Here is a 24,599-nt window from a genome sequence, read left to right on the forward strand (position 1 = left end):
CCTTTAAAAAGAACGACGGAAAGACAACAACAGATCCCGTATAAAAACTCTACGGGATGACGGCAGGGAAAAGGCCGTTATAAAAATAAAAGCCATACTGGAACCTTTGCCGAGCCCACCGCGCCCCCCAAGCCACAAAAAACCGCCCTAGGAAAAATTCCCTAGGGCGGTTTTAATACCTTAAATAGCCGTTATTTCCCGGCGCCACAGCATTTTTTGTACTTCTTGCCACTGCCACACGGGCACGGGTCGTTGCGCCCGATTTTGGGCCCTTGGTGGACAACCGTTTCCACCTTGGAGGGCGCGGTGCCGTTTTCCGCACGGAGTTCGGCTTCGTGGTTCTTCATCCACTTCTTCATTTGGCGGATGCTCTTAAAATCCACGCCGTCCTTTTCCATACGTTTGGCGATATCAATAAAGCGCTTTTTAATGGTCGGGTCCTGCAATTTGCTTTTAATCATTGAGGGCAGAGAATCAATTTCCCGTTCAATGCGCTCCTCAATAGACTCCTTTTTACCGTTTTTAGCCGGTTCGGCCGGAGTGGCCGCTGTTTCTTCTTTTTTCTTAAATGGATTCCACATAATGTACAACTCCTAATTATTCGGAAATAAGTTTTTCTACAAAATTCTTAATGATTTCCGCCTTTTCAAAATAATGTTTTTCCCGCGGGATAACCAAGCGGTTGGGGTGTTTTTCCCAAATTTTCAAAATGCGGTCATCCAAGTCAAACGCCTGCTGTAAGTTTTCGGTGCGGACGTTGGTGGCTTGGTAAAAATCCTTCTCCGGCGGCGGGGATAAGTGGATTACGGCATCGTAGCGGGCAAGTTCCGCTTCCAGCGAACTGTGCATAGACTTAAAAAAGTCTTCCGGGCCTTTGGGCCAATACACGGCACCGTCAATAGATCCGCGATCGCACACCATTACCTTGGCGTTGGAGGTTTTTTCGGCTAATTCTTCCAACTGGTGCACGGTGTAAAAAATAATGTTTTGGGCGTGTTCAATGTGCACGGGGCTGTTGTCCTTACGCGGAAAACCGCCGCTGTAAATCAGGGTTGCGGCTTCCTGCACGAGGGCAATTTTGTTACCGAAGGTTTCCTTCAAAATAGAAAGAGCCGTGGTTTTGCCGCCGCTGGGGCCGCCGGTTAAAACGATTTTTTTCATAAGTTATCCTTTAATGATTTTTTCTACAAAATTCTTAATGGCTTCCGCCTTTTCAAAAAAGTGTTCCGTCCCGCCCACTACCAAGCGGTTGGGGTGTTTTTCCCACATTTTTAAAATTTTGCGGTCAATTTCAAACGCCTTATCCAAGGTTTCCGTGCGCACGTGCGTGGATTGGTAAAAGGCCGGGTTGGACGGCGGAGACAGGTGCAACACCGCGTCGTAGCGGGCGAGTTCCGCCTCCAAAGACGTACCCATATGCGCAAAAAACGCTTCCGGGCCGTCCGGCCAATAAACGGACGCGTCCACCGTACCGCGGTCGCACACGATAAGGGGCGCCGTGGACGTTTGTTCCGCCAATTCTTCCATTTCCTTGGTGGCTACGAAAATAATCTGCTGGGCGGCTTCAATATGCGCGCGGCTGTTGTCCTGCCGCGGAAATCCGCCGCTAAAAATCATTGTGGCGGCTTCGCGCACGAGTTCCACCTGCGGGCCGAAAGTTTCTTTCAGCACCGACAGAGCCGTCGTTTTGCCGCTGTTGGGGCCGCCTGTAATGGCGATTTTTTTATGCTTCATTTTTGTCCTCCGTGGCGTCCTTTGTGGGAGCAAGGGCCGCCTTTTGGGCTGCTTCTAATTCTTTTAAGTATAGCACTTTTAAGTCCTCAAATTCTTTGCGTTGTTCTTTGGGTATATCCCGCACGGTGGAATTGCGGTTCTTCATCTTTAAGAAATCTACAAATTTATTCTTTTCTTTAATGCGGAAATCCAAATGCGGCCCCGTGGAAAGCCCCGTGCTGCCCACATAGCCGACCGTTTGCCCCTGTTTGACCTTGGCCCCGGCCTTAATGCCCTTGCCATACCCCTTTAAATGGCCGTAAGAGGTCATATAGCCGTTGGCGTGGCGGATTTCCACATAGTTACCAAAACCGCCTTTGTATCCGGCCACTTTCACCGTTCCATCCGCCACCGCCTGAACCGGGGTGCCCGTGGGGGCGGCGTAATCAATACCCAAATGCGGGCGGCGGATTTTTAAAATAGGGTGCAACCGCCCATAGGAAAAGCGCGACGAAATACGGTAATTGCGGAAACTGATGGGCGACTTTAAGAACATTTTTTTGCTCATTTTGCCCGTTTCGTCATAGAAATCGTCTTCAAAATAAAAGGCGTAAGTCGTGCCGCCCTCAACGCTTTTGTAAGAAGCGGCAAGCAAATCCTGGCTGGTTATTTCACCCGTGGAAGTATAATTTTCCTCCCACAAGGCGGCATATTCGTCGCCGTTGCGGGTATCGGTGTTAAAATCAATCGTCCAAGAAAACGCATCCGTAAAATCCAAAATAAGCGGCACCTGTAACCCCTTGGAAAGCATAGAGTTAAACAAGGAGCCTTTAATCTTTCCGGCGGCGGTTTTAATGCGGGTTTTAATTTCCACATCACTTACCCCGGCCACCAGCGCGCCGTCCACGTGTGCCACATTGGCTACATAATAGCGTTTAAAGCCCTGCGTAAGCAGTAGCATAATAAAGTGCCCGTCCGCATCCACGGAGAGCGAATAAACATCGCCCTTTTGCAGTTTGCGCGTATCGGCCACCGTGGAGAGTTTGCCCACAATTTGCGCCACCTCTTGGTTGGATAAACCCGCTTCCTGCAAGGCTACATAAATCGGTTTTTCTTTAATGGTAAATTCCTGCACCGGGATTTCTCGCTCGCGGAGGTTTTCTTTTTCCTGCTCGTCTTTTACGCGCGAAATGTGCAACGCCATCCCCGTTGCCACAATAATCACGCACAGGGTGAGCGTGTAAAACAAGATATCGTGGTAGCGGCGGTAATGCTGCTGGATAAAGGCTAGGAATTTTTCTTTCATAAGCACAGCAGGGGGCGGCCGTTAAGCCGCCCCCTGATAAACTATTTTTGGTCCTTTAAGAAAGAGCACAACGCAATGGCGTTGAGTTTCACTTTCGGGTCATCGGCGCGGGAAGGCAAGATGACCGGAATCTTCGGGCCCACGAGCACAGCCGCGGCTTCCATATGGTCGCCAAAGAAGGCCAAGGCTTTATAGAGCGGGTTAGCGGCGTCCAAGTCCGGCAACATCAAGATATCAGCATCGCCGGCCACCACTTTGCCTTTAATGCCCTTTTCAGCGGCGCGTTCAGGCGAGAGAGAAATGTACAAGTCGTACGGACCTTCCACCGTGCAGCCGGTGATTTTCCCTTCCGCGTTCATTTGCGCCAAGGCGGCCGCATCCACAGTAGAGGGGATTTTTTCGTTTACTTTTTCCACCGGGCAAACGCAGGACACTTTCGGCGTTTCCAAACCGAGTTTGTGCATCGTGTTGACGGCGTTCTGGATGATTTTGGCCTTTTGTTCCAAGGTCGGGGCAATGACCACGGCGGAATCGGTTACCGCAAAGGGTTTGTGGTATTTCGGCGTGCTGAACAGCACAAAGTGGGACAAGAGCGCCCCTTCCGGCACCAAGTGGGCTTCTTTATTCAAAATCGCCTTCATATAATACTTGGTATCCACGAGGCCTTTAATCAAAAAGTCGCCTTTGCCGGCCAAGATTTGGTCCACGGCTAATTTGCACATCGTGGGGACGTCTTCGCAGTCAATATATTCAAATTTGCTGTCGTTCAAACCCACTTCGGCTACGGTTTGTTTGACGGCGGCCAGCGGCCCAATCAAAATACCGTGGGAAATAAGGCCGTTCTGGTCGGCCATTTTGATAGCCGTCAGCGCTTCTTTATTGTTCGCGCCCGGCACTACTACACGGTTTGATTTCCCTTTTACTTGTTCAATCAAATCGGCAAAACTTTTGAATTTCATATTTATCTCCTTACAAGAATAACTTTTAAATCAACTGTACTTCTTTACAATCTTGGGATTATCCAGCGCGCGGCGGGCGGCCTCGCGCAGGGCGTCCTTTTCCTCGCTGCCCGGGAATACATATACCGGGGCAATCCAACTGACATACGTGCTAATGGCCTGCGGGATATATTTGCTGTTCATCAGCCCGCCCGTAAGCGCAATAAAATCCACTTTTCCTTCCAGCACAACGGCCATTGCCCCAATGTATTTGGCAATTTGGTAAATCATTGCGTCCTCGGCCAGTTTGGCTTCCTCGCGCGTACAGCAAATGAGGGAGCCGGGGCGTTTTTCGCCCGTGCGGATAAATTCTTCCAAATCTTTTACGTCGGACGTGCCCGTATAGGCCACCAGTCCGCCCTTGCCGCGCAGTTTTAGGCGCATATCACGCAAGGTATATTTGCCCGAATAACACATCTGCACCAAGCCAGAGTTGGGCGTACCGCCGCTTCTCTGCGGGGTCATCGGGCCGTCGCCCTCGTAGCCGTTGTTTACATCTACGACTTTCCCCTCGCGGTGCGCACCGACGGTAATGCCGCCGCCACCGTGGCAAACGATACAATTCATTTTCTCATATGGTTTGCCCAACTTCCCCGCAATTAAACGCGCCACGCGTTTTTGGCTTAATGCGTGGAAAATGGAAATACGCGGATTTTCGGGCATACCCGAATAGCGGGCAACGGGTTGGAGTTCGTCAATAACCACCGGGTTGGCAATAAAACTGGGGCATCCTGCATATTGGGCGATTTCGCGCGCCAAAATGCCGCCTAAATTACTGGGGTGTATTCCACCATAGCGGCCGGTTTCCAAGTCGCTTACCATTTGGTCGTTTACAGCATACACGCCGCCCTCTACGGAGCGGATAAAGCCGCCGCGGCCAATGACCGCATCAATTTCTTTGAGCGGAACCTTGTGGTCTAGCAGGTAATCCAAAATCAGTTTGCGGCGCAGGGGCAACTGTTCGGTAACGTTTTTGCCTTCGTAGGGCTCCAAATCGGTCAGCGAATAACGAACAGTAACTTCAAACACGGGCGTATTGCCGCGGTAGTAGCCAATATCGTCCGAGGTGGACCCCGGGTTAATAACTAGGATGTTGTAATCCATTTGCGCCCCCTGTAAGCATTAGTTATATTTTAACAAATATAGCGGCCTTTGGCCGGACGATTTACGGCAACTTGGAAGATAACTTGTCCGCCCATTTTTTTAAGAAAAACAACTGCTCCCGGCTTAACCCTTGGCGGGAAAGCATATGACGCAGGAGCGCTTTGCGCTGGTCCGAAGAAAAATCGGTCTTAAAGCCGGATTTTTCAAATAGTACGTCCGCAGACGAAATAAAAATTTCCTTTTGCGCGTCCGTAGGCGCTTCGGGCGCCTGCCCGGGGCGGCGGATAGCCTTAAAACCGGGCCGCCGGGAAAGTTCATAACAGGTTAAAATAACGGCTTGGGCCAAATTGATGGACGGCTGTTTGGAAGCCGTAGGAATATTCAGCACCACATCGCACCGTTCAATATCCTCGCCGGAGAGGCCGCTCTTTTCGTTGCCAAACACCAAGGCTACGCGCCCTTTTGGGGCGGTTTGTAAGCGTTCGTTGAGAGAAGGCAAGGGGACAATTTCCTGCTTGATTTCCCGGTTTTTAATGGCGGTGGAAGCCATAGAAAACGTGGCATCTTGCAAGGCTTCATCCAAGGTGTCGCACCGCTTGGCTTGCTGCATAATGTCATTTACGCCCACCGCGCTGACGGATTCCCGCCAGACGGGTTCGTATGGGTCCACCACGCGTAAATCGGACAAGCCGAAATTGCCCATTGCCCGCGCGCAGGCCCCAATGTTATTGGGGTCGCGCGGGCGTACCAACACAATGCTAATGGGGTTCATCTGTTTAAGGCCTCCCCGATAGATTCGGCAAAGGTGGGGTGGGCAAAAATAACTTCCTTTAACTGCGCCACCGTCATTTTGGCGGCCAAGGCTACGCTGACGGCGTGGATAAGTTCCGCCGCGTGTGCGCCCGCAAACACGCCGCCTAATAATTCCCCGGTTTGCGCGTTGCTGATAAGTTCGTAATATCCTTCGGTTTGGTCCTGCGCTACGGCGCGGCCGTTGGCCAGCAAAAAGGCCTTATGGGTTTTAACGGGCAACCCCTTGGCTTCGGCCTGCGCGCGCGTAAGACCCATAGAAGCAATTTCGGGCGATGTGTAAATGGCGCGCGGCACGCTTTCGTTGTGATAAACCGCCGGAACGCCGCACAGGTTGGAAGCCGCCACCTCGCCCTGCCGGCTGGCCGCGTGCGCTAATTGGAAGAGGCCGTTTACATCGCCGACTGCGTAAATATTCCCCTTTAACTGCAAGGTTTGCGGATTTACCTGCACGCCCTTGCGGGTCCAGGTTACGCCGATATTTTCCATTTTAAGCGCGCTTAAATTTACGCTGCGCCCAATGGCCGCTAAAACAGCATCTGCTGTTATGGTTTGCCCGTTGGAAAGCGTAAGCGTATAGACACCGTTTTCATAAGTTATACCCGTTGCGCTTGTACCCGTACAAAGTTTAATGCCCCGCTTGCCAAACGCTTGGGTCAGCACGCGGGCCGCGCCTTCGTCTTCCAGCGGCAACAAACGCGGCTGCATTTCCACAATGGTTACCTTTACGCCCAACTCGTTCATAAAATCGGCCATTTCACAGCCGATTACTCCCCCGCCCACAATCACTATTTCCTTGGGCAGCTGCGGCATATCAAAAATGGTGGAATTGTCGTAAATTTTATCCTTTATTTGGTCAAACGGAGCCGGAAAAAACGCTTCGGACCCGGCGGCTAAAATAATGCCGTCCGCTTCCAGTTGCTGTTCCGTGCCGTCCGCTTTTTTTACATTTACGGTATGTTCGTTTACAAAAGAGGCTTCCCCGTTTATTACTTCCACCCCCGCCTTTTTAAGCAGAAAGGACACCCCTTGCGTCAGTTTGCGCGTGGCCGCGCGCTGGCGGGCCTGGATTTTTCCCCAATCTAACAGACTAAACAGTTTATCCGCCTGTTCCTGTGCGCCGTACGCGCACAAGACGGAAATGGTTTTAACCGTGTGGAAGCGGTGCGCCGCATCCAATAAAGATTTGGACGGAATACAGCCGCAATTTAAACATACCCCGCCGACTTTGTTTTTTTCCACCAGCGTAACCTTGGCCCCCAAAGAAGCCGCCTTTAACGCGGCCGGATACCCCGCCGGGCCGCCGCCGATTACAACGATATTTTTCATAATTTCCCCCTTATACGGCATTTTGATTATATTTATTCTAGCATTAAAAACAGTATAATAAAAAACGAGAAACACTATGCCAAATAACCCTTCTTACATCGGACACCGTGAACGCATCCGTGAAAAATTCGCCTCGGCGGGGTTGGACAGTTTCCTGGACCACGAAACCCTGGAACTGCTTTTGACCTATGCCGTGCCGCGCAAAGACACCAAACCGATTGCTTGGGCATTGCTTAAAAAATTCGGCTCGTTGGCCGCCGTGCTGGACGCGGACCCGGACCAACTTTCGCAAGTAAATGGGGTGGGCCCCGCTACCGCGCAGTTTTTAAAATTAATCCGCGCGGTGTTTAAAAAGTATTCGCTCTCGGAAGTAAAAGAGCGCGTAACTATCCGCACGCCGCAGCAGGTGCTGGAATATTGCAACGCCTCGCTGGCCGGAAAGCAGGAAGAGTGTTTAGAAATTATTTATCTTTCCGTGCGCAATACCGTTATGGGCACGGAAGTTATCGCCTCGGGACTGATTGACCGGGTGGCCGTATCGCCGCGCAAAATTGTAGAGTGCGCCCTAGCGGCCAAGGCTCCGGCCATTATTTTGGTGCACAACCACCCGTCGGGCGACGCTTCGCCCTCGCAGGAGGACATTGAACTCACGCGCGATGTGGTGCGGGCGGCGGAACTGTTTGGCATTTCGGTACACGACCACATTATTATCGGCAAAGGGTCGCATTACAGTTTAAAGGCCAATGGGAAGATATAATATGAACATTTTAAAGGAAGTGCTAAAATACCAAGTTTATCCGGCAATGGGGTGCACAGAACCCGTTTCCGTAGCGTTATGCGCCGCATATGCCGCCAAGGAATTGGGCGGAGAAATAGAAAAGGCCGAATTTCAGTTAGACGCGGGCACCTACAAAAACGGTATGGGCGTGAGAATACCGAACACGGACGGAGAAAAGGGCAATCTATTAGCCGGCGCAATGGGGATTTTGCTGGCCAGGCCGGAACTAAATATGGAAATTTTATCTGCCGCCGACAAAACCATTTTAGCCCGCGCCAAGGAAATGCTCAAAAAACATAAGGTAACTATGGAAGTCGCCCCGCAGGCGCACGGCTTTTACATTGCCTGTACGCTAACGGGCAAAAACCATAAAACCGCCAAGTGTATTATTGCGGGCAGCCATACGGACGTGGCGTATTTATCGTGTGGAAACGAAATAAAAGTAAACCATTTGCCGCTTGAAAACCACGCCCAAAAGGCGCACGATTTTAAACAGGCGTTAAAAAACGCCACCTTGCAGGATTTATTAAACGCCGCCGATAACGCGGACGAAGAAGATTTAAAATATATCAAAAAAGGCGTAGAAATGAATTTAAAGGCGGCCGAACTGGGCCAAGCGTTGCAAAAAGTAGGCTTTTACATCAAGGAACTCGTCCGCAAGAAACTTCTGCAAATGGATTTAATTTCTTCCACCAAAATTTTGACCGCCTGCGCCGCCGATGCGCGTATGGACGGGCAAGCCGTGCCCGTTATGGCCAGCGGGGAATCGGGCAACCAAGGGGTAGTAACCATTTTGGTTCCGTGGAAGGTGGGCAAGGAAATGGAAGTGGAAGAAACCACCATTTTAAAAAGCATTGCCCTTTCGCACTTATTAAACGGCTATGTAAAGGTGTTTACCGGGGAACTGGCGCCCATTTGCGGCTGTGCGATTGCCGCGGGCGTAGGGGCCACGGCGGCCATTACGTACCAACAACGCGACAACTGCGTGCCAGCCGTTACGCTGGCGATTAACAATATTATTAGCGACATTGGCGGTATGCTGTGCGACGGCGCCAAAAGCGGTTGCGCCTTAAAGGTGGTCAGTTCCACCGATGCGGCTATCCGCGCCGCCTATATGGCAATACACGACTACGGCATTACGGAAGTGGAGGGCTTTGTCGGGCACACGGCAGAAGAGACGATTCAAAACTTGGGCAGTATTTCCACCGTGGGGATGAGCCGCGTGGACCCGATGATTGTAAATATTATGCAGGAGAAATGCAATAAATGAAGCGCAGGGATAACGAACTAATCTTCTCCTTCCACCAGAATATTTTTAATAAATTCTTGGGGTGCCTGCTCGTGCTGGGGATGATTACGCTGACCGTATGCTTATTTCACAGCCGGGAATTGCTTTTTATCTATATTCTCAGTATGGCGGTAAGCATTTATGTTTTTACGCTTATCTTTTTTTCCCCGGCCGTATGTAAAATTTATCCGGATCATATAGCGTGGAAACAAGTAGAAACGACGGGCAAACCCGCCAAAAAATACAGCCTTTTATGGCCGGAAGTAAAGGCGTTTTACCTAGCCGATCGGCTAGTGTACTGCGGACGGGGAAACAAGTTGAAAACTGTATTAATCTTAGTAACGGGGAATTTTTGCTCGCACAAAATGCAAAACTTCGGCTTTTTGTCTAAAAAAGACCGCGAAGCGTTGCTAACGGAGTTAAAAGTACGCGGCATAGCGGAACTGCCCTTCCAGGCCGGAGACTCCGCGGAAGAACTTATACAGAAATTTGAGAAGCATTTCCCGCATTAAACTATTCCCGGGCGAAGGTATAGGCCATTACCTTTTTGGCGCCCGCCGCTTTTAAGGCCACGGCACACCCCTCTAATGTGGCCCCTGTGGTGGCAACGTCGTCAATTAACAAAACAGTTTTGCCCTTTACGTCCGCCGGATTTTTGCACGCAAAGGCCCCCTTCATATTGGCTAATCTGCCCATACGCCCCAAGGTGGTTTGACTAACCGTATTTTTAATACGCACCAAACTTTTGGTATCTGCCGTTAAACCCACCCGCGGGGCAAAATTTTCCGCTAACAGTTCGCTTTGGTTATAGCCGCGCGTACGGTTTCTTTTAGGGAAAAGCGGCACCGGCATTACTACTTCCGCCTCCGCCAGTTCCGGGTAGTTTTTATAACGCACCGCCATTTGCGCGCCCATATAACGGGCCAAATAATCCGCCCGTGCGTATTTTAACGCGTGGACCAGTGCGCGGGAAGAGGGATTAAATTTAAAGGCGGAACGAATCACGCGGCACTTGTATTCCCGTTCTTTGCTCCCCCGGCAGGCAAAACAATGCGCCCCGCCGTACTTTAACACCGCCCCGCACCGCTTGCAAATATACGGCCCGGGTGCGGCCAAACGGGACGAGCACGAAGCACACAAGGGTTCTTTTGCGTTCCAAGGCAAATCACACCCGCACGCAAAACAAGTGCGCGGCAAAAAGAAATGCAGTAAAAGTTTAAAAAATGCCGCGCCATATTTCATATTAAAATTGAATTGTTACGTTGGCCGCCACGTTATAGGCGGTATAATCCTCGGTTTCCACATAGGCGTGGTTGAGCACCGTCAGCCCGCCGGAGAGCGTAAAACGCAGGTTCTGCGACATTTCATAATCCAGCGATGTGGTAACATCGTACATTTGGTAGTTGTCCTTTACCTCTACCGGGGATTTTTTATCCGTATAGGTAAGTGTGGTATTCCAAATCACGCGGTTGGTGGCGTTGTACATTTTGTTCACAAACGGCAGTTTAATGCCACGCGGGATATTAAAGTCCCACCGCAGGTTTAAACTGGGCGTAGTGGTGGTGGTGCTTTCGCTGATTTTACCCGCCACCAGCCACTTATCGTGCGCTGAATACAGCACTTTCGGCGTTACGCGCAGAGACCCCACATAAAAGGATGTCTGGGCAGAAATATCGCTGTCGCGCACCGTTTCCAAACTGGTGCCCGCGCGCAGATCGGTTTTGTCGGAATCCTTGCGCGTATAATTAAGCACCGTATCAAAATAGTTAAACAGCATAAAGCGCAAATCCCCGCCGTATTGCTTGGTGTATTGTTCGTCCGTACCCGTGTTGGTCTGTTCCACCCAACTGTAACGCAGTTTTAAGTTGGACGAACTGAACCAACGCCCGCCGTAGAAGAATTTTTCCAAGTCGGAAATGGAAAACGTCATATCCGGCAGGGTCAAACTGGTGGAATCGTATGATGTACCCGTTTGCTCGTTGGACTGTAAAGTTTTGGTAAAGTTGTTAATAAGCGAAATCGTTTTAAACGGGGACGCTGCGCCACCCATTTCGTAGCGGGCCAGCGGGCTCCAACGCTGGGTAGAGGTAAAGGTATCGCGCAGAATTAAACTTTTGCGGTAGCCATAATCGCCCACGTCTTTTAACGAACCGCCGCGAATCCACAGTGCCTTACGGGAATCAAACCCGCTGTCCACATCCGCCCACGCATCGGCGTCCTGTATGCGGTAACTGGACGAAATAACAAAGGTATTAAACAACTTGCTGTTGGGCAAAAGTTCGTTGCCGTTAAGCGTTAAGGAAACGCCGCCGTCCGCGTTACGGTTGACGGTTTTCACTTCGCCCACGCCCACCTCTACGCGCGTGCCGGAGGCAGTCAGCGTTTTGGCGTTTAAGTTATTGTTTTCCTGCGTACTGATGTTGTAACTGACAGACGGAGCCAGCCATTTATTAATCTTCCAAGTGCTGTTAAAGCCCGTGTTTTGCGTGAGGGCCTTGGGGTAACTGATATCCTGCTGGGATGCGGACGAATACTGCGTGCGGTCCTCTTTGCTTTTGCTTAAACTGTAACTGGGCGTAAAGGTAAACGAATTATTGGGCTGGTACGTTACCTTCATATTCATTTTTTGCGTGTTTTCGTCCGTATTGTAATAATTGGCGGATTCCAAGTGTTTGCTGCGGTCGTAGTCTATGGACGAGTCGGTAATGTGGTATCCGGCGGAAATATTTTTGAAAGAACCCGCCGTGTGCGAAAGGGTCGCCCCGTAGGTGCGGGCGTCGTCTTTGCGCTTCATTACGTCGTATTTTACTTGGTCCGTAGTATATTCCAAACCGATTTTGGGCAAATTTTCCTTAATAAAATCCCCGCGCACCATTGTGCTTTGGCGGTCCACCTTGCCCTTATCTAACAGGCTGACGGTGTTGTAATCCTTGGAGTCCGTAATCAAGGGCGTAACCGTGCTGGATTTAGTCAAATTGGCTTCCATTGGAAACTCTTTAATTTTGTTTACCTTAACAAAATATTCCTGTTGGGTAACCTCTTGGTTTTTGGCAACGGAAAGGGGCGTTTCAAAATTACTGTCTTGGTATTTGTACTTGGCCCCCGCGCTGCCCCACTCGTCCAACTTTACAACTACATCGCCCTTGTAAGCCGTGCCCTCTTTGGTAATGGCGCCCGCCAAGTGGATGACGTTGAGCCATACTTCGCCTTGGCTGCCAAGCGTTGGCTTTTCTTGATCGAATTTTGCAGTATAGGTCTCATTATTTGATAGGATTATCTGATAAACACCTTCTTGTTGAAGAATGGTTGTCTTTATAGTTCCAGCAACAATAGTAAAATTCTCATCTTTGTAAAGAGTTAGGCCCGGTTGTAAAATCTTACTACGGGAAAAAACGGTCTCGCTATCTTCTCCCCGTTCAAGAGTATAAGCATAATGGATTTCCTTTTGCACCCCCGCCAAAATCAAACTGACCTCTTGGAAGTTTAAAATGCCGTTGGACGAACGCACTGGCTCCACCCGCACATTATAGGACGGGTCGGACACGTCTTGCAGGGTGTCGGCAATGCCGTCCCCGTTGGAATCCACCATTTTTAAGGAAATAAGCCGCCAACCGTTAAAGTTGGTCGGCACCACGACTTTATCGTAATTGCTTTCCGTGCCGACTTTTAAGAAAAATTCCGTACCGTCTTGATTTAAGGGAATATCGGTTCCCTGCTGCATTGCCCCGTGAAGCAGAAAGCGCACCTCACGGTGCTGGCTGAAATCCATTGTGGAAAAGTTGCGGTTGGCATAAACCTCTTCGCTATCACCCAAGGCGGCAGTATTAAATTTAAGGTTTAAGGATTGGTCCAGCGCATTGGCGGAACCGGTGGACTTTTTGTAATTATCCAAGGAGCCGTACAAATAGTTAAACACCTCTCTGCCGTCGCCCGTGCGGTCCGCAAAAATAGGCTCGTAATTGGCGTTATCCACGTTATTAATGCCCGCGGCGGAAAACACGGACGGGGAAATCCCTTCCTGCGGGTTCCAAGCCGTGCCAGACAAGGCCACATTGGCGATTTTAATTTGCCCCTTTAATTTAGTACCCTTTTTAAGCGTAATGCGCAAATGGCGCACCGCCGTCCACTCGCTTTTATCGTTAATGGTTAAGGGAGCGGTAAAGGTCTGCCACGTGGTATTATCGGCCACGTTACCCACCAGCCCGGGGATAGAAGCCCCCGCAAAACCGAAATTACCCTGAGAAGGGATACTTTCTGTATCGTACTTGCCGTTGCCGTTTAAATCCTGCGTATCAATGCGCCCGTTGGGCTGGGATTCGGGGTTATAGACGTTATTTACAAACGGGTTATAGCGGTGTTCGGTACCGTCCGGGTCCGTGAACAGCCAGCCAATATCCTCGTTCGGCGCCAAACTGTTGCGGCAATATACATCTTCCGTCTTAGGAGCCAGCACGCCACCGCTGCACTGGGTTTCCATACCCGTAGAATTATCCGAATATTCCGAAATATTACCAAAGGCAAAGTTTACCTGCGGCCCACCCGTCTCGCCCAGCATTGTCAGTTCAAACGAGGTTTTAGTGGATAAATCCAAGCCGCTGGTGCTAAGCGGATAAACGATAGAAACCTCATCACGTCCGTCAAAATTTACGCCCTTGGTAAAGTCGTAATCAATGACAAGCACCTGCTGTTTGTCGTTGTAATCGGCAATGGAGTGCGGGTTAATTTCCAAGGATGGCAAATCCTGCGTGTCCCAATGGATAGAATCCCAGAACGAGGTTTTGCCGCTGGGGTTAGAAGCAATAATCCAGTCCCTAAATACGCGCGAGCCCGCCACCTGTTCGTTGGTTTCGTTCATACTGTCAATCATTGCATAACCGAACAGGTTTTGCTTTTTACTGCTCTTGGCTACTTCCGCGCTGAAATCCACAGACAAGGGTTCCGCCAGTTTAATATCCTTCCCGTTGATGTCCGCCCCATAGACCAAAAGGTCTTTGGAGTAATCGCCCACCTGCGGGACGGTGGTGGGTTTATCGCCGCCTTCTTTCAGCACGGTGGCCCCCATTACAATTTTGTCAAAAAGTTTATAGTCCAGCCTACCCCCCATTACGGAGTTGTTGGAGTTGGAACCGTTGGTCGTATCGTAGGTGATATCAATGGTGGAATTTTCGGTAATTTCATCACCCTTGTAAAAGGTGATAAAGCCGGAGGTATAGTCAATGTAATAATCGTTATTGCGCGTTAAGGTACGGCCGTTTAGTTTGACGGTTTCGGACTGGACGACAATGTCCGCCTCAATAAAATAGGTTTTAACCGTGGACTCGTACTGGATTTTAAACGTCATATTTTTGGAAGACGTCGGCGTTGTGCCATAGAGCCCCGGGTCGTTCAAACGGTTTTGCAAATGGAAGATACCCGTATCAAAATCCATAATAATACTGGTAGGATACAAATATTTGGGGTCCGTAACCGCTTGGCCGTTTGCGTCCTGCAACTGCAAAATAAAGTTGCCCTTTCCGTTATCGGACGTAATCTTTTGCGCGCCGATATTGTAATAGGTCTTTAATTCCATTTTGGTAGCGGTTTGGTCGGTGCCCGAAAGGGTGGTTTGGTCGTTTTCGGTTTTGATTAATTTAATGGTATTGGAGCCGTTAAAGCCGCTTAATTGGTTACCCGTGGTGCCGCGGTAGTCCACCGCCAGCACACTTTCGGCCTTAATAGTGCGTTTAAAGGTAATAATACCGCTTGCGTAGTCCACGGTATAGTCCGTACCGCGGGTTAAAAGTTCCCACTTGGCGGAATAGGTGGAACCGCCCAAAAAGTCCTCAGCGTTTAAGGTTACGGGCACATAATCGGAGGATGTATCGTTGTTATCCAAATAAATTTCTTCCGAACCCGGGGAAATGGAACCGATATACGCCCGCCATTGGGAATAGGCGTCGTCCAAGGTGGTATCGCGCGCCCCGTCGGGCACGTTTCCGCCGAAGGTCAAATCGTAATATGTCCGGCGGATGTAGTCTTTATCCGCCAAGGAAACGATTTCCGCCACGCTGCTGCCCACGAATTGCTTTTGTTTGCTGGAACCCTTGGTTTGCGAACCGATTAAATAGAGGTTGGCATTTTGGTGCTGTAAGTGCATTTTGGCACCGAAGAGTTGCTTTTCATACGCAATAAATTCCGTCTGCGGCAGGGACAAATTGATATCACCGAACTCGGCCAGTTGCACCAGTTCCCCCGGCTTGCCACGGTAGGCTACGGATATACTCTTTTCCTCTTCACGTTGGTCGTCGTAGTCAATATCCACAAACACGCGTTCCAAAATTTTACCCTGCATTTTTAACTGCAACTGCTGGTCCATTTCAAAACTGCTGTCGCTGCGTTCGTCCACGCTGTTGTTGTCGTCTTTCTTATATTTTTTAACCGCCATTTTAAAGCCCAGCACATAGCGGCCCGTAAGCGCGATACTCGTGCCGTACAAGGGCAAGGACAAGGTGGGGTTTAAAAGCGTTAAATCGGGGATGGGCTCAGGCTCTTTATCCAGTTTATAAGCCCCCTCTACGGACGTAACCGCCTGCCGCCAAAACTCATTGGAGTATTTTAACAGGTTTGCATCGTCGGGCGGGTCCTCCAAGGCCAGTTTTTCTTCCTCTTTGGCTTGCTGGTCTTCCCTAAAAATATCGTACTGGTCTGTATCCACCAACCGGTACGGAAGCGACTGCGCGCCCGCCGGGAGAGCGAACGTAAATTGCAGGATAAGCAGAACAGCCAAGGCTTGGCGCAGCAGTTTAATCAGGGGATAAAGCCTCATTGTTTCATTTTATAATATTTGTTTTGACGGCGGGGCACGAAAAAGGAAGCCTCGTCGGCTTCCTTTTAAATTAGGGGGAAAAGCACCTACGGACGCCCTATATCCACTGTAACGGTGCGGAACACTTCCCGGTGCCTTAAAATGTCAAATTCCAACGCATCCCCGGCTTTGGCCTGCGGGAATAATGCTTCCAGTTTGGCTGGGTCAAAGGGGAGCGGATAACCGGGCAGATAGACCTTTTCCTTTACCTTGCCGCGGGCATTTAACAACCGCACTTCGCCCACGCTCTCGCCGGACGATACCCAAAAGGCAGTGCGTCCGTTTAGTTTATATTCCAACATTGGAATCATATTTTGCTCGTAATTGCCAATCAGCCACGGCAATGTAAAGCGCGCGTTGGCGGCAAAATAGTGGTACGCGTCGTGATTAAACCCGTCAATAATACCCACCACTTCGCCCGCCTCATTAAGTACCGGGCTGCCGCAAAATCCATCCAACTTAAAGGGAGTGTGCTCGCTCTGCATCGTCAGTTTAAGGCCTTCCCCGTTCACGAGCCTCAAACTGTCCAGGCGCGCCAACCCTTGCACTGCATAGGGGCTGCCCCAAGCGGCCAGTTTATCCCCCGGTTTAGGGGACTGTTTAGCCAGGTGGAGCGGTTTGACAAAATCGGCCGCGTCCAGCGGAAGTTCCACAATAGAAGAATCAGGCGAGTTAATGCCAAATGCCCCGGCCGCGGACACAAACAAGCGGTCATAATCCCGGGATTCGCCTTTTTCATTAAACAAACGCAAATGGACCATACCACCCACGCCACCTACCACGTGGTAGGATAGCACCGCATACAACCGCCCGCTGCCCGAGCGGACAACAAAGCCACTGCCGATTAAAGCACCCGTAAAAATGTTATGGGCTTCCAACAAAGAGGCCCCAATATGCGCTTCTGCCGGGTGGACTTTTCCCACCTCGCTGATAAGCGCCGTCCGGGCCGAAGTATAATGAGGCACGACGGCCTTAATTTCAGGCGTAAGGGCGGACACCACCGGAGCGCGCCAAACGTGTGGCGGAACCACCTTAGGCAATTTTACCGGACGAACGGCCACCTCTACGGCCGCAACGTTGGGCAAGGGCACTTTCGGCGCTTTAACAGGCGCTTCCACAGCCTTACGCGCGGAAAAGACCCGTTTTAGGAACGAGAACTTCTGCGCAAACGCACTGGGCGCAATAAATAATAAACAAACAAATAAAGTAAAAACTCTCATATTTTTATTATATATTTCCGTTTGTCCTTTCTGCCAGGGCCAAAGGTCCCAAGCGCGCCTGGGCACTTTGGACCAATTTCTCCCCCGGCTTACGTTATATTTTGTTAGAATAAGATATATGCACATCAGCATTTTTACCAAATACATCGCCAAAAGCCTGCTGACCTTTTTTGTCGGCGTGCTGGGTATTTTGACGTTTGTTATCTTTATGAACCACTTTATCCGCGTGCTGGATATGGCTATGACGTACGGCACCAGTTTTATGTGGATTGTCTCTTCTCTTTTAAACATTATGCCCGATGTGCTTTGTTTAAGTGCGCCGATGGCCTTTCAAATCGCTATTTTGCTTACGCTGACCAATATGAGCGAACACGGTGAACTGATTGCCCTGCGCGCGGCGGGGTTCTCGTTTAAGGAAATTGTCCGCCCGCTTCTGTTCTGCGCCGTTATTTTATCTGTCATTTTGGTAATTATGGGCAACTGGCTGACCCCGCGCAGTTACAAGCAATTTTTAAACCGCCGCAACGAAGCCCGCAGTAAAATTACCAAGGTAAACTTGGAGCCCAAAACCTTCTTGAACTTGGGCGAGTGGGATTTGTATTTAGAGGATTTGGATAACAAAACCGACGTGGCGCATATGATTCACCTGATTAAAAAGGCGGACAGCGGCGCGCTTTCCACCAAGGTGAACGCCGCCACGGGCAAAGTGATTTTAACCGATACCGCTATCGGCCTACAACTAAAAGACGGACAAATGCAACGCTTGGACGAAAAGGACCAATCATCTATTATCGCCGCCAATTTTGACGATTACACAATGAGCATTTCCCTGTTAAAGGCGCAAACCCGCCGTTTGCGCGTAGGGGAAATGAGCACCACCAAACTCTTGCGCCGCCTGCGCGCTATGCCGCTTGACGAGGAAACCGTCAACGAATACAAAACCGAAATCAGTATGCGCAATGTGCTGGCCTTGTCGCCCATTATTTTATTATTTGTCAGTTGCCCGATTGGCTTTTCTTTGGGAAAACGCACCAACAAGGGCTGGGGGATGCTGTTTAGCGTAATTATCATTTTTTCCTTTTATCTGTTAATGACGTTAGGCCTTTCGCTCGGTAAAAAATACGGCTTTTTGGCCTATCCCGGCCCGTGGCTGCCTATCTTTGCGGGCATAGGCGCGGCTTATTACCTGTGGAAGAAGAGGTTAAATATTTAATGCGCATTTACAATTATATTGCCAAAAAGTTTTGGGGGCCGTTCTTCTTTGCACTGGGCGTGTTTACCACGCTGGTGGTACTGGGCGACACCTTTGAAAAAATGAAGAATTTGAGCAACGGCACCACCACTATTTTGGATTTGCTTTCCTACTCGCTGGCGACCTTTCCCAACTGGCTGACAACCATTATGCCCGTGGCCTGCCTGCTGGGTGCGATTTCCGTCATTTCCGAAATGGTTTCCAACGGAGAGTGGACGGCCTGCGTGGCGGGCGGCTTTGCCCCGCGCCAACTGTTTAAACCCGTTATTATGTGCATTTTAATTGTGGTGGCTGGCACTATGTTTATGCAAGAGTTTGTTGTGCCGCCCCTCAACCTAAAAGCCGACAAAATTTACTACACGCGCATCAGTCCCTCGGACAATTTCAACCCGGACACGGAATATGACGTTGTGATAAAGGTTTCCCCTACGCAAATGCTCTTTGCCAAAGAAGTGGATTTGAAGAAGGGCACAATGACAAAAGTTTCGCTGGATTCTTACAACGACGCCTGGGACATTGCGGACCAAATTGTAGCCGACCAAATGGTGTGGGATAAGGACACTAAAAACTGGCTGTTTTCCAACGGCATTAAGCGTACCTTCGTGGACGAAATGGACACCACCGAACAACACTTTGAGCAGGAAAATTCCCCCGTCAGCCTCCGCCCGGACGAAATGTCCGTCAACAAAGTGGAAGATAAACTGTTAAGCATACGGGATTTAACCAAACGTATCAATTTTTATAAACAAAGCGGGCTTGCGCACTACGCCACGGAAACAATGCGCCAATCCCGCTTGGCTACACCGTTTGTAACGGTAATTATGTGCCTGCTCGGGATGCCCTTTGCTATCAGCGTGCGCCGTAAAAGCAAAATCGTAAACATTATCGCTTCTATGGTGATTGCATTTACGTTTTGGTGGCTGATGTCTATGTTTACGTCCATTGGCGAAAATGGCTACATCAACCCCTTTATTGCGGGCTGGGGACCCGTTATTGTTTTCGGCGCGGTAGTATTTTTTGAATTTAAGTGGATGAAGTTATAACACTAGCCAAAGCGCGCAAAAGTTTTTATAATAGTTTTAGTTGTAAAACTGCCCTAAACCAGTTACGTTTAGGATAAAATTTGCATCTGTTTTTGGAACCGTATGCAGAATATGGTGCGCTGCCGGGATACCGGTGGCATAATCCTAGTCCAAAAACAGTCGTTTTAAGCACGGAATAAACGGCCTAATTACCCGTTTGTTCCGTGCTGAGTGCTTTCTGCCATATTTTATATGGCAGAAGGCCACGGCTGTTATTATTTGGGTTACTAGGATTAGCGCAAATATAGCAGCCGTTTTTGTTTGCCTCGCTTTTGCCTACTCTGCTTGTACCGACATAGTGCTCTATTTTCCTGCCAAAAAGAGATACACAAACACAAGGAGAAAAATTAATGAAAAAAAATTTTATTTGGGCAGGAAGCGTAACATTACTCTTTCTATTATTAGACCTTTATTTAAATGCTCACACAATTACTTTTTGGACACTCTTTTCTGTAATTTTTTCATTTTCTAGTTATACCATCTTTTCCTTTTTTTTATCTGGCTGTTTTTTATATCGTTGCAGCAGATTAACGCTGTCTTTTATTGCAATATTAGTTCTTTTCCCTATACTTAATTTTTTCTACTATCAAAACTATGCTTCTTTTATTTCCGCACAACTAATAACAGCCTTAACACACGAACCACGTTTTTTATTTGCAATTCTTAAGATGCAACTTTTACCATATTGGCTATATATCATATGCCCAACCATTATATTCGCTTTATATTCTTATCAAATGCTAAAACAAACCTTTGGAGATTATACAACAACTCCTAAACCATTTTTTTTATTTAAAAAATATTTTTTCATTATTCCAATTCTTGTTTTATGGGTAATACAAATCAAATGGTGTTTAAAGTACAATCCAACACAACTTTTTACGCGTACTTTTTACATTTGGGGTTCAGCAACTCTCATTTCTTTCATATGCTTTTTCATTAAATTAAAATCAAAAAATCTTAAAAGTACCATTTTAGGTTATGGAATAATTGTCTGCCTTGGTGTATTTACTTTAATTGGGCCCGCAAAAGATTATTTACACAAAACTTGTTTTGATAGCCAGTTCATTATTCAGGCCTTTAATAGTTTCTTCACACCAATGCGAAATAAAAGTCTTAAACAAACCGATAAAGCCCAACAGAAATATGAAAATTACCAAGCGCCTGATATTCCTTTTAATCTCTTAGTTGTGGTAAACGATGCTTTACGTGCTAGTAATTTAGGAATATATGGATATAAGCGCAACCCAGACGTTGCCCTTGCTGATTTTTATAAAAAATCTTTTGTCTTTCAAGCATTATCCCCTGCCAATTATACAGATACGGCTATCCCTTCCATTTTTACTAGCCAAGGGCCGCAAAGGCATCCGTCTTTTATCAAGGATTCTCTAACATTATGGGATTTTTTCCCAAAACACTTTTTTTCCTTTTATGTTTTGACTTCCAGTAAAAATTGGGCAAACATAAAGGATTTTTTACTTTCTTTCAATATGAAACATCTATGGAGTACGGCAGATGATGCCGGGATTAAAGACTCTTTGGACTATACTGACGACAAAATAGCCGTTGAGCATATTTTGCAATTACTAGCCCAATATCCTCAATTTGTAGGTGTATTTCACGCCAATAGTATGCATTTTCCTTATTATCAAAAGGAAAATTTTGCACCTTATCAACCGTGTGAAACTGAACGTAAAAATTGGCCACAAACATCAGTAAACTGCTACGACAACGCAATATATTATTTAAGCCATTTGGAAAATCAATTATTTAAAAATATAAATTTAGAAAATACAATTATAATTATAACTTCGGACCACGGAGAAGGGTTTGCCGAACACGGTTCTTATTTTCATAACCAGGATATGCACCAAGAATCTATCCGGGTCCCCTTCATTTGGTATATTCCGCCAAGCATAATAAAAAAAATTCCAGCAGAAAATTGGCAAAACTTTAAAAACAATCAAAAAAGATATGTCAGTACCACTGATATTATCCCAACTATTTTGCATTTGGCTTCTTTACTTTCAAAAGACACATTGGTTTATCAAAAAGAAGATTTTACTGGAAAGAGTTTGTTTTCAGACCAATCGGGCCGTGTGGTCATATCCTCTGGTTGTTTTGTTGATTATCGTTGTTTCAAAAGAGATGTAGTCTTTGCAGATGAAAATTATTTCGTTCTTTTACAACCTAATAGTTTAAATCAACTAGAAATATTTTCCGCTAACGATTTTGAACAAAAAGTTCCTTTAAACAAAAAAGATATTGACATACAAAAATTAGAAAATATTATGAGCCAAGCCCCAGAAATACATCCATTAGGAGCAATGCTAACTAATTTGGCTCATAAATTGGAAGAAAAATGAAACTCCCCGGGCTCACGCGCCCGGGGTTTGTTAGTTGTTGGCGTAAAATTAAACAAACGGTTTTAAGAACGGCTTACGCGGTCTATGGCCGACAGCAAATCGTCCGTGTCAAACGGCTTATACAGCACGCCATTTGCGCCCAACCGTTCGGCTTCTTCCAAAATAGAATCTTGCCTTAACCCCGTTACAATCAGCACTTTTACCTGCGGGGCCATTTTTTTAAGTTTCGCCAAGATATCCAGGCCGTTTTCCGTAGGAAAGAACACATCCAGCAAGATAAGCCCTACGCCGCTGCCTTCCAGTTTGGAAAACAACTCCGCCGAACCGCCCGCTTCAAAAGCCACTTCAAAGCCGGAAGATTCCAGCACATTTTTAATGGCGGAGCGCAAAATAACAGAATCGTCCACTAATGCGATTTTTAACATATTATTTTACATACGGGGCCATTAATTTTTCCCCGAAATCAAGCAAGGCCTGCGTGTCTTTTTTAGTGGCCGTTTCGGCATACACGCGCAAGAGCGGCTCCGTGCCGGACGGGCGCAAGAGCAGCCACTCGTCATTTTCAAAAATGATTTTTAAACCGTCAAAGGTAAGCGTTTCGGCAATGCGCTGGCCGTTGATTTTTTTCGGCAGTTTTTTGCGCATTTTTTCCGCCATTACGGCCTTATCCACGGGTTTGGCTAGTGGCAAATCCCGGCGCATATAGACGGACGCGCCGTATTCGGCGGCCACCGCGGCGCACAGTTCGCTGGCTTTTTTGCCCGTTTGGGCCATAATGTCCAAAAACGCCAAGGCAACCGTCAGGCCGTCGCGGTCCGGCAAATTGCCCTTCCAGGCAAATCCGCCCGATTCTTCCACGCCAAAGGCCACATCGTCCAAATTCATACGTTCGGCCACATTTTTAAAGCCTACGCCCACTTCTTCAAACAGCATTTCGTGCTGGCGGGCGATGCGCTTTAACAGGTAGCCCATAGAAACGGTCTGCACGATTTTACCGTCCAATTTTTTGTGCTTGATAAAATAGTCGCACAGTACAGCGGCAATCACGCACGGGGTCAAATAAGTGCCCTTTTCATCAATCAAGGCCACACGGTCGCCGTCGCCGTCAAAGGCTACGCCCAAGGCGGCCTTTTTGGCGACTACCGTTTTTTTAAGTTCGGTCAAATTCTTTTCCACCGGCTCGGGCTGGCCGCCGCCAAAGGTGGGGTCGTGATCGGCGCGCAGGGCAATTACCTGTTTTTCGGGCAGGAACTTTTCCAAATAGCCCGCGGCCGCACCGTACATATAATCCATTACCACTTTGCCTTTAAAGGTCTTCAATTTTTTAGCGTTGATGTGGCTGGCTACATATTTAAAATAGACGTCGGTAACGTCCTTTTTGTCGGCCTTTTGTCCGTAAAGGAGGAGAACGGAATTTTGGTCCAGCAATTCCTCAACCTCTTTGGTTACGCGCGCCGGGGCCGAACCGCCCGCGAGTTTAATTTTAATTCCGTTGTAGTTAGCCGGGTTGTGGCTCGCGGTAACCATAATGCTCATCCAGCATTTGCTCATACTCAAACAAGCGGCCACCGGGGTAGAAATCGGGGTGGAAGAAAGGGTAACATCAATTTTGTTAGCGCGGAAGATGCTGGCAATATCGGCGGCGAACAGGTCCGACATAAAGCGTCTGTCGTACCCGACAAAAATTTTAGGGGCCTTGGAGCCTTCCTCGCCCGGAGCGTTTTCGTTGATATAATCCGCCAATGCCTGTGCCATACGGCGCACGTTTTCAAACGTAAAATCCCAAGCAATCACGCCTCTCCAACCGTCGGTGCCGAACTTAATTTCAGATGCCATACTTTCTCCCGTTAAAAATAATAAATCTATAATGTCTTGCAACTTCCGTTTTTGCTGTTTAAGTTGTTTTGCCTTTTAAGCCGTTTTCGCCGATATTAGGAGCGCCTATAAAATTAAATTTTAAGAGTGGCAAAGGCCTGACTTGTTTGAGCCGTTTAGGCGAGTTGTCAGGCTGCCCTTTAAAATTTCATTTTATGCTCCATTATCGGCTAGCCTTTTTGGTAACTTTTTCTGCAATGAGAAAAAGTTACAAAATATTTTTTGAAACTTCACTTTTTTAATAAAGCAAAAAAGTGGAGGTGGGGGGATTCGCACCCCCGTCCGAACATCTTCTCCATCCGGGCACTACAAGTTTAGCCTTGCTTAATTAACCGCAAACTAAGCGCAAGGCGGCACGTTTGCGGTTTAGTTCGTTGGTCTTAGGCAAAGCCGGACGAACCGCGCCTGCTTTGCAGCATTCCATATATTGACCGCAATCCGCTAGCGTATGGAAGACACCAGCGGCGCGGTGGGACTAAGCGTTAGCCCAAGCGACTTGATTGTCGTTAGTTATTTTTGTGGCCCTATTTTAGCCGGCCTGGCCAACCGGCACTTGCTCCCGGGCGGCAACAGATACCCGTCGAATCTATTACACCCCCGTAAAAAACGGAAATTGTCAAAGAACGCTTCCTGT

At 48.3% G+C, this 24,599-nt stretch carries 18 protein-coding genes, 1 other RNA gene and 1 pseudogene; 6 read left to right on the forward strand and 14 right to left on the reverse strand.

Features of this window, described 5'->3' with window-relative positions:
• Window positions 1-191: 191 nt before the first annotated feature.
• The 8 genes and pseudogenes from B2118_RS00810 to lpdA form a co-directional block, all read right to left on the reverse strand.
• Window positions 192-299: pseudogene (locus B2118_RS00810) on the reverse strand (SEC-C metal-binding domain-containing protein); the annotation flags it as partial.
• 298 nt (window positions 300-597) lie between these two features.
• On the reverse strand, window positions 598-1,161 hold the full coding sequence (locus B2118_RS00815) for an ATP/GTP-binding protein (protein ID WP_428052477.1): 564 nt from the start codon (window positions 1,159-1,161) through the stop codon (window positions 598-600).
• A 3-nt stretch (window positions 1,162-1,164) separates the two neighbouring features.
• Window positions 1,165-1,734 (reverse strand): ATP/GTP-binding protein, encoded by a 570-nt coding sequence (locus tag B2118_RS00820; RefSeq protein WP_428052479.1) that lies wholly within the window; start codon window positions 1,732-1,734, stop codon window positions 1,165-1,167.
• Entirely contained in the window at window positions 1,724-3,019 is a 1,296-nt protein-coding gene (locus B2118_RS00825) for a peptidoglycan DD-metalloendopeptidase family protein (protein WP_428052481.1), read from the reverse strand. Before B2118_RS00825 ends, B2118_RS00820 begins: the two co-directional genes overlap by 11 nt.
• Before the next feature lie 41 nt (window positions 3,020-3,060).
• Window positions 3,061-3,978, reverse strand: coding sequence for a phosphate acyltransferase (locus B2118_RS00830; RefSeq protein ID WP_428052483.1), 918 nt, complete (start codon window positions 3,976-3,978; stop codon window positions 3,061-3,063).
• 30 nt (window positions 3,979-4,008) lie between these two features.
• The gene (gene buk / locus B2118_RS00835) at window positions 4,009-5,121 is read right to left on the reverse strand and encodes a butyrate kinase (RefSeq protein WP_428052485.1); all 1,113 of its coding nucleotides are present in this window, start codon (window positions 5,119-5,121) and stop codon (window positions 4,009-4,011) included.
• 61 nt (window positions 5,122-5,182) lie between these two features.
• Window positions 5,183-5,893 carry an RNA methyltransferase gene (locus B2118_RS00840; RefSeq protein ID WP_428052487.1) on the reverse strand — a complete coding sequence of 237 codons (711 nt, stop codon included), beginning with the start codon at window positions 5,891-5,893 and terminating at the stop codon, window positions 5,183-5,185.
• Complete coding sequence (lpdA, locus tag B2118_RS00845; RefSeq protein WP_428052489.1) at window positions 5,890-7,260, reverse strand: dihydrolipoyl dehydrogenase; 1,371 nt, start codon at window positions 7,258-7,260, stop codon at window positions 5,890-5,892. Before lpdA ends, B2118_RS00840 begins: the two co-directional genes overlap by 4 nt.
• Before the next feature lie 76 nt (window positions 7,261-7,336).
• On the opposite strand from lpdA, the gene radC reads away from it, so the two are divergent.
• From radC to B2118_RS00860, 3 genes are read left to right on the forward strand one after another with little or no spacing between them, the layout of a single operon-like run.
• Window positions 7,337-8,017, forward strand: coding sequence for a RadC family protein (gene radC, locus B2118_RS00850; RefSeq protein WP_428052491.1), 681 nt, complete (start codon window positions 7,337-7,339; stop codon window positions 8,015-8,017).
• Window position 8,018: 1 nt separating this feature from the next.
• Complete coding sequence (locus B2118_RS00855) at window positions 8,019-9,308, forward strand: serine dehydratase subunit alpha family protein (RefSeq protein ID WP_428052493.1); 1,290 nt, start codon at window positions 8,019-8,021, stop codon at window positions 9,306-9,308.
• Window positions 9,305-9,838 (forward strand): hypothetical protein, encoded by a 534-nt coding sequence (locus B2118_RS00860; protein ID WP_428052495.1) that lies wholly within the window; start codon window positions 9,305-9,307, stop codon window positions 9,836-9,838. The genes B2118_RS00855 and B2118_RS00860 overlap by 4 nt, the downstream gene beginning before the upstream one ends.
• 1 nt (window position 9,839) lies before the next feature.
• Here B2118_RS00860 and B2118_RS00865 read toward each other — a convergent pair whose 3' ends face one another.
• From B2118_RS00865 to B2118_RS00875, 3 genes are all read right to left on the reverse strand, one after another.
• Complete coding sequence (locus B2118_RS00865) at window positions 9,840-10,568, reverse strand: ComF family protein (protein WP_428052497.1); 729 nt, start codon at window positions 10,566-10,568, stop codon at window positions 9,840-9,842.
• A 1-nt stretch (window position 10,569) separates the two neighbouring features.
• Window positions 10,570-16,131: a hypothetical protein gene (locus B2118_RS00870; RefSeq protein WP_428052498.1), complete on the reverse strand. Its 5,562-nt coding sequence runs from the start codon at window positions 16,129-16,131 to the stop codon at window positions 10,570-10,572.
• Window positions 16,132-16,217: 86 nt separating this feature from the next.
• The gene (locus tag B2118_RS00875) at window positions 16,218-17,390 is read right to left on the reverse strand and encodes a hypothetical protein (RefSeq protein WP_428052500.1); all 1,173 of its coding nucleotides are present in this window, start codon (window positions 17,388-17,390) and stop codon (window positions 16,218-16,220) included.
• Between the two features lie 118 nt (window positions 17,391-17,508).
• On the opposite strand from B2118_RS00875, the gene B2118_RS00880 reads away from it, so the two are divergent.
• The 3 genes from B2118_RS00880 (at window position 17,509) to B2118_RS00890 (ending at window position 22,090) form a co-directional block, all read left to right on the forward strand.
• Window positions 17,509-18,603 (forward strand): LptF/LptG family permease, encoded by a 1,095-nt coding sequence (locus B2118_RS00880; protein WP_428052502.1) that lies wholly within the window; start codon window positions 17,509-17,511, stop codon window positions 18,601-18,603.
• Complete coding sequence (locus B2118_RS00885; RefSeq protein ID WP_428052504.1) at window positions 18,579-19,685, forward strand: LptF/LptG family permease; 1,107 nt, start codon at window positions 18,579-18,581, stop codon at window positions 19,683-19,685. Before B2118_RS00880 ends, B2118_RS00885 begins: the two co-directional genes overlap by 25 nt.
• A 389-nt stretch (window positions 19,686-20,074) precedes the next feature.
• Window positions 20,075-22,090: a sulfatase-like hydrolase/transferase gene (locus B2118_RS00890; RefSeq protein ID WP_428052506.1), complete on the forward strand. Its 2,016-nt coding sequence runs from the start codon at window positions 20,075-20,077 to the stop codon at window positions 22,088-22,090.
• A gap of 62 nt (window positions 22,091-22,152) precedes the next feature.
• Here B2118_RS00890 and B2118_RS00895 read toward each other — a convergent pair whose 3' ends face one another.
• The 3 genes from B2118_RS00895 to ssrA form a co-directional block, all read right to left on the reverse strand.
• Window positions 22,153-22,515, reverse strand: a complete 363-nt coding sequence (locus B2118_RS00895) for a response regulator (RefSeq protein WP_428052508.1) — start codon at window positions 22,513-22,515, stop codon at window positions 22,153-22,155.
• Window position 22,516: 1 nt separating this feature from the next.
• Entirely contained in the window at window positions 22,517-23,926 is a 1,410-nt protein-coding gene (locus tag B2118_RS00900) for a phosphoglucomutase/phosphomannomutase family protein (protein ID WP_428052510.1), read from the reverse strand.
• A gap of 291 nt (window positions 23,927-24,217) precedes the next feature.
• Window positions 24,218-24,564, reverse strand: a transfer-messenger RNA (tmRNA) gene (ssrA, locus tag B2118_RS00905).
• Window positions 24,565-24,599: the final 35 nt, after the last annotated feature.

The sequence above is a fragment of the Candidatus Avelusimicrobium stercoris genome, from assembly GCF_002437085.1.
GTDB lineage: Bacteria > Elusimicrobiota > Elusimicrobia > Elusimicrobiales > Elusimicrobiaceae > Avelusimicrobium > Avelusimicrobium stercoris.

Excerpts from the sequence above, each read along its gene's own strand:
- B2118_RS00880 (WP_428052502.1), top strand. The coding sequence starts at position 17,509 with ATGCACATCAGCATTTTTACCAAATACATCGCCAAAAGCCTGCTGACC.
- B2118_RS00830 (WP_428052483.1), bottom strand. The coding sequence starts at position 3,978 with ATGAAATTCAAAAGTTTTGCCGATTTGATTGAACAAGTAAAAGGGAAA.
- B2118_RS00840 (WP_428052487.1), bottom strand. The coding sequence starts at position 5,893 with ATGAACCCCATTAGCATTGTGTTGGTACGCCCGCGCGACCCCAATAAC.
- B2118_RS00890 (WP_428052506.1), top strand. The coding sequence starts at position 20,075 with ATGAAAAAAAATTTTATTTGGGCAGGAAGCGTAACATTACTCTTTCTA.
- B2118_RS00860 (WP_428052495.1), top strand. The coding sequence starts at position 9,305 with ATGAAGCGCAGGGATAACGAACTAATCTTCTCCTTCCACCAGAATATT.
- B2118_RS00825 (WP_428052481.1), bottom strand. The coding sequence starts at position 3,019 with ATGAAAGAAAAATTCCTAGCCTTTATCCAGCAGCATTACCGCCGCTAC.
- radC (WP_428052491.1), top strand. The coding sequence starts at position 7,337 with ATGCCAAATAACCCTTCTTACATCGGACACCGTGAACGCATCCGTGAA.
- B2118_RS00870 (WP_428052498.1), bottom strand. The coding sequence starts at position 16,131 with ATGAGGCTTTATCCCCTGATTAAACTGCTGCGCCAAGCCTTGGCTGTT.
- buk (WP_428052485.1), bottom strand. The coding sequence starts at position 5,121 with ATGGATTACAACATCCTAGTTATTAACCCGGGGTCCACCTCGGACGAT.
- B2118_RS00900 (WP_428052510.1), bottom strand. The coding sequence starts at position 23,926 with ATGGCATCTGAAATTAAGTTCGGCACCGACGGTTGGAGAGGCGTGATT.
- B2118_RS00865 (WP_428052497.1), bottom strand. The coding sequence starts at position 10,568 with ATGAAATATGGCGCGGCATTTTTTAAACTTTTACTGCATTTCTTTTTG.
- B2118_RS00875 (WP_428052500.1), bottom strand. The coding sequence starts at position 17,390 with ATGAGAGTTTTTACTTTATTTGTTTGTTTATTATTTATTGCGCCCAGT.
- B2118_RS00855 (WP_428052493.1), top strand. The coding sequence starts at position 8,019 with ATGAACATTTTAAAGGAAGTGCTAAAATACCAAGTTTATCCGGCAATG.
- lpdA (WP_428052489.1), bottom strand. The coding sequence starts at position 7,260 with ATGAAAAATATCGTTGTAATCGGCGGCGGCCCGGCGGGGTATCCGGCC.
- B2118_RS00820 (WP_428052479.1), bottom strand. The coding sequence starts at position 1,734 with ATGAAGCATAAAAAAATCGCCATTACAGGCGGCCCCAACAGCGGCAAA.
- B2118_RS00895 (WP_428052508.1), bottom strand. The coding sequence starts at position 22,515 with ATGTTAAAAATCGCATTAGTGGACGATTCTGTTATTTTGCGCTCCGCC.
- B2118_RS00815 (WP_428052477.1), bottom strand. The coding sequence starts at position 1,161 with ATGAAAAAAATCGTTTTAACCGGCGGCCCCAGCGGCGGCAAAACCACG.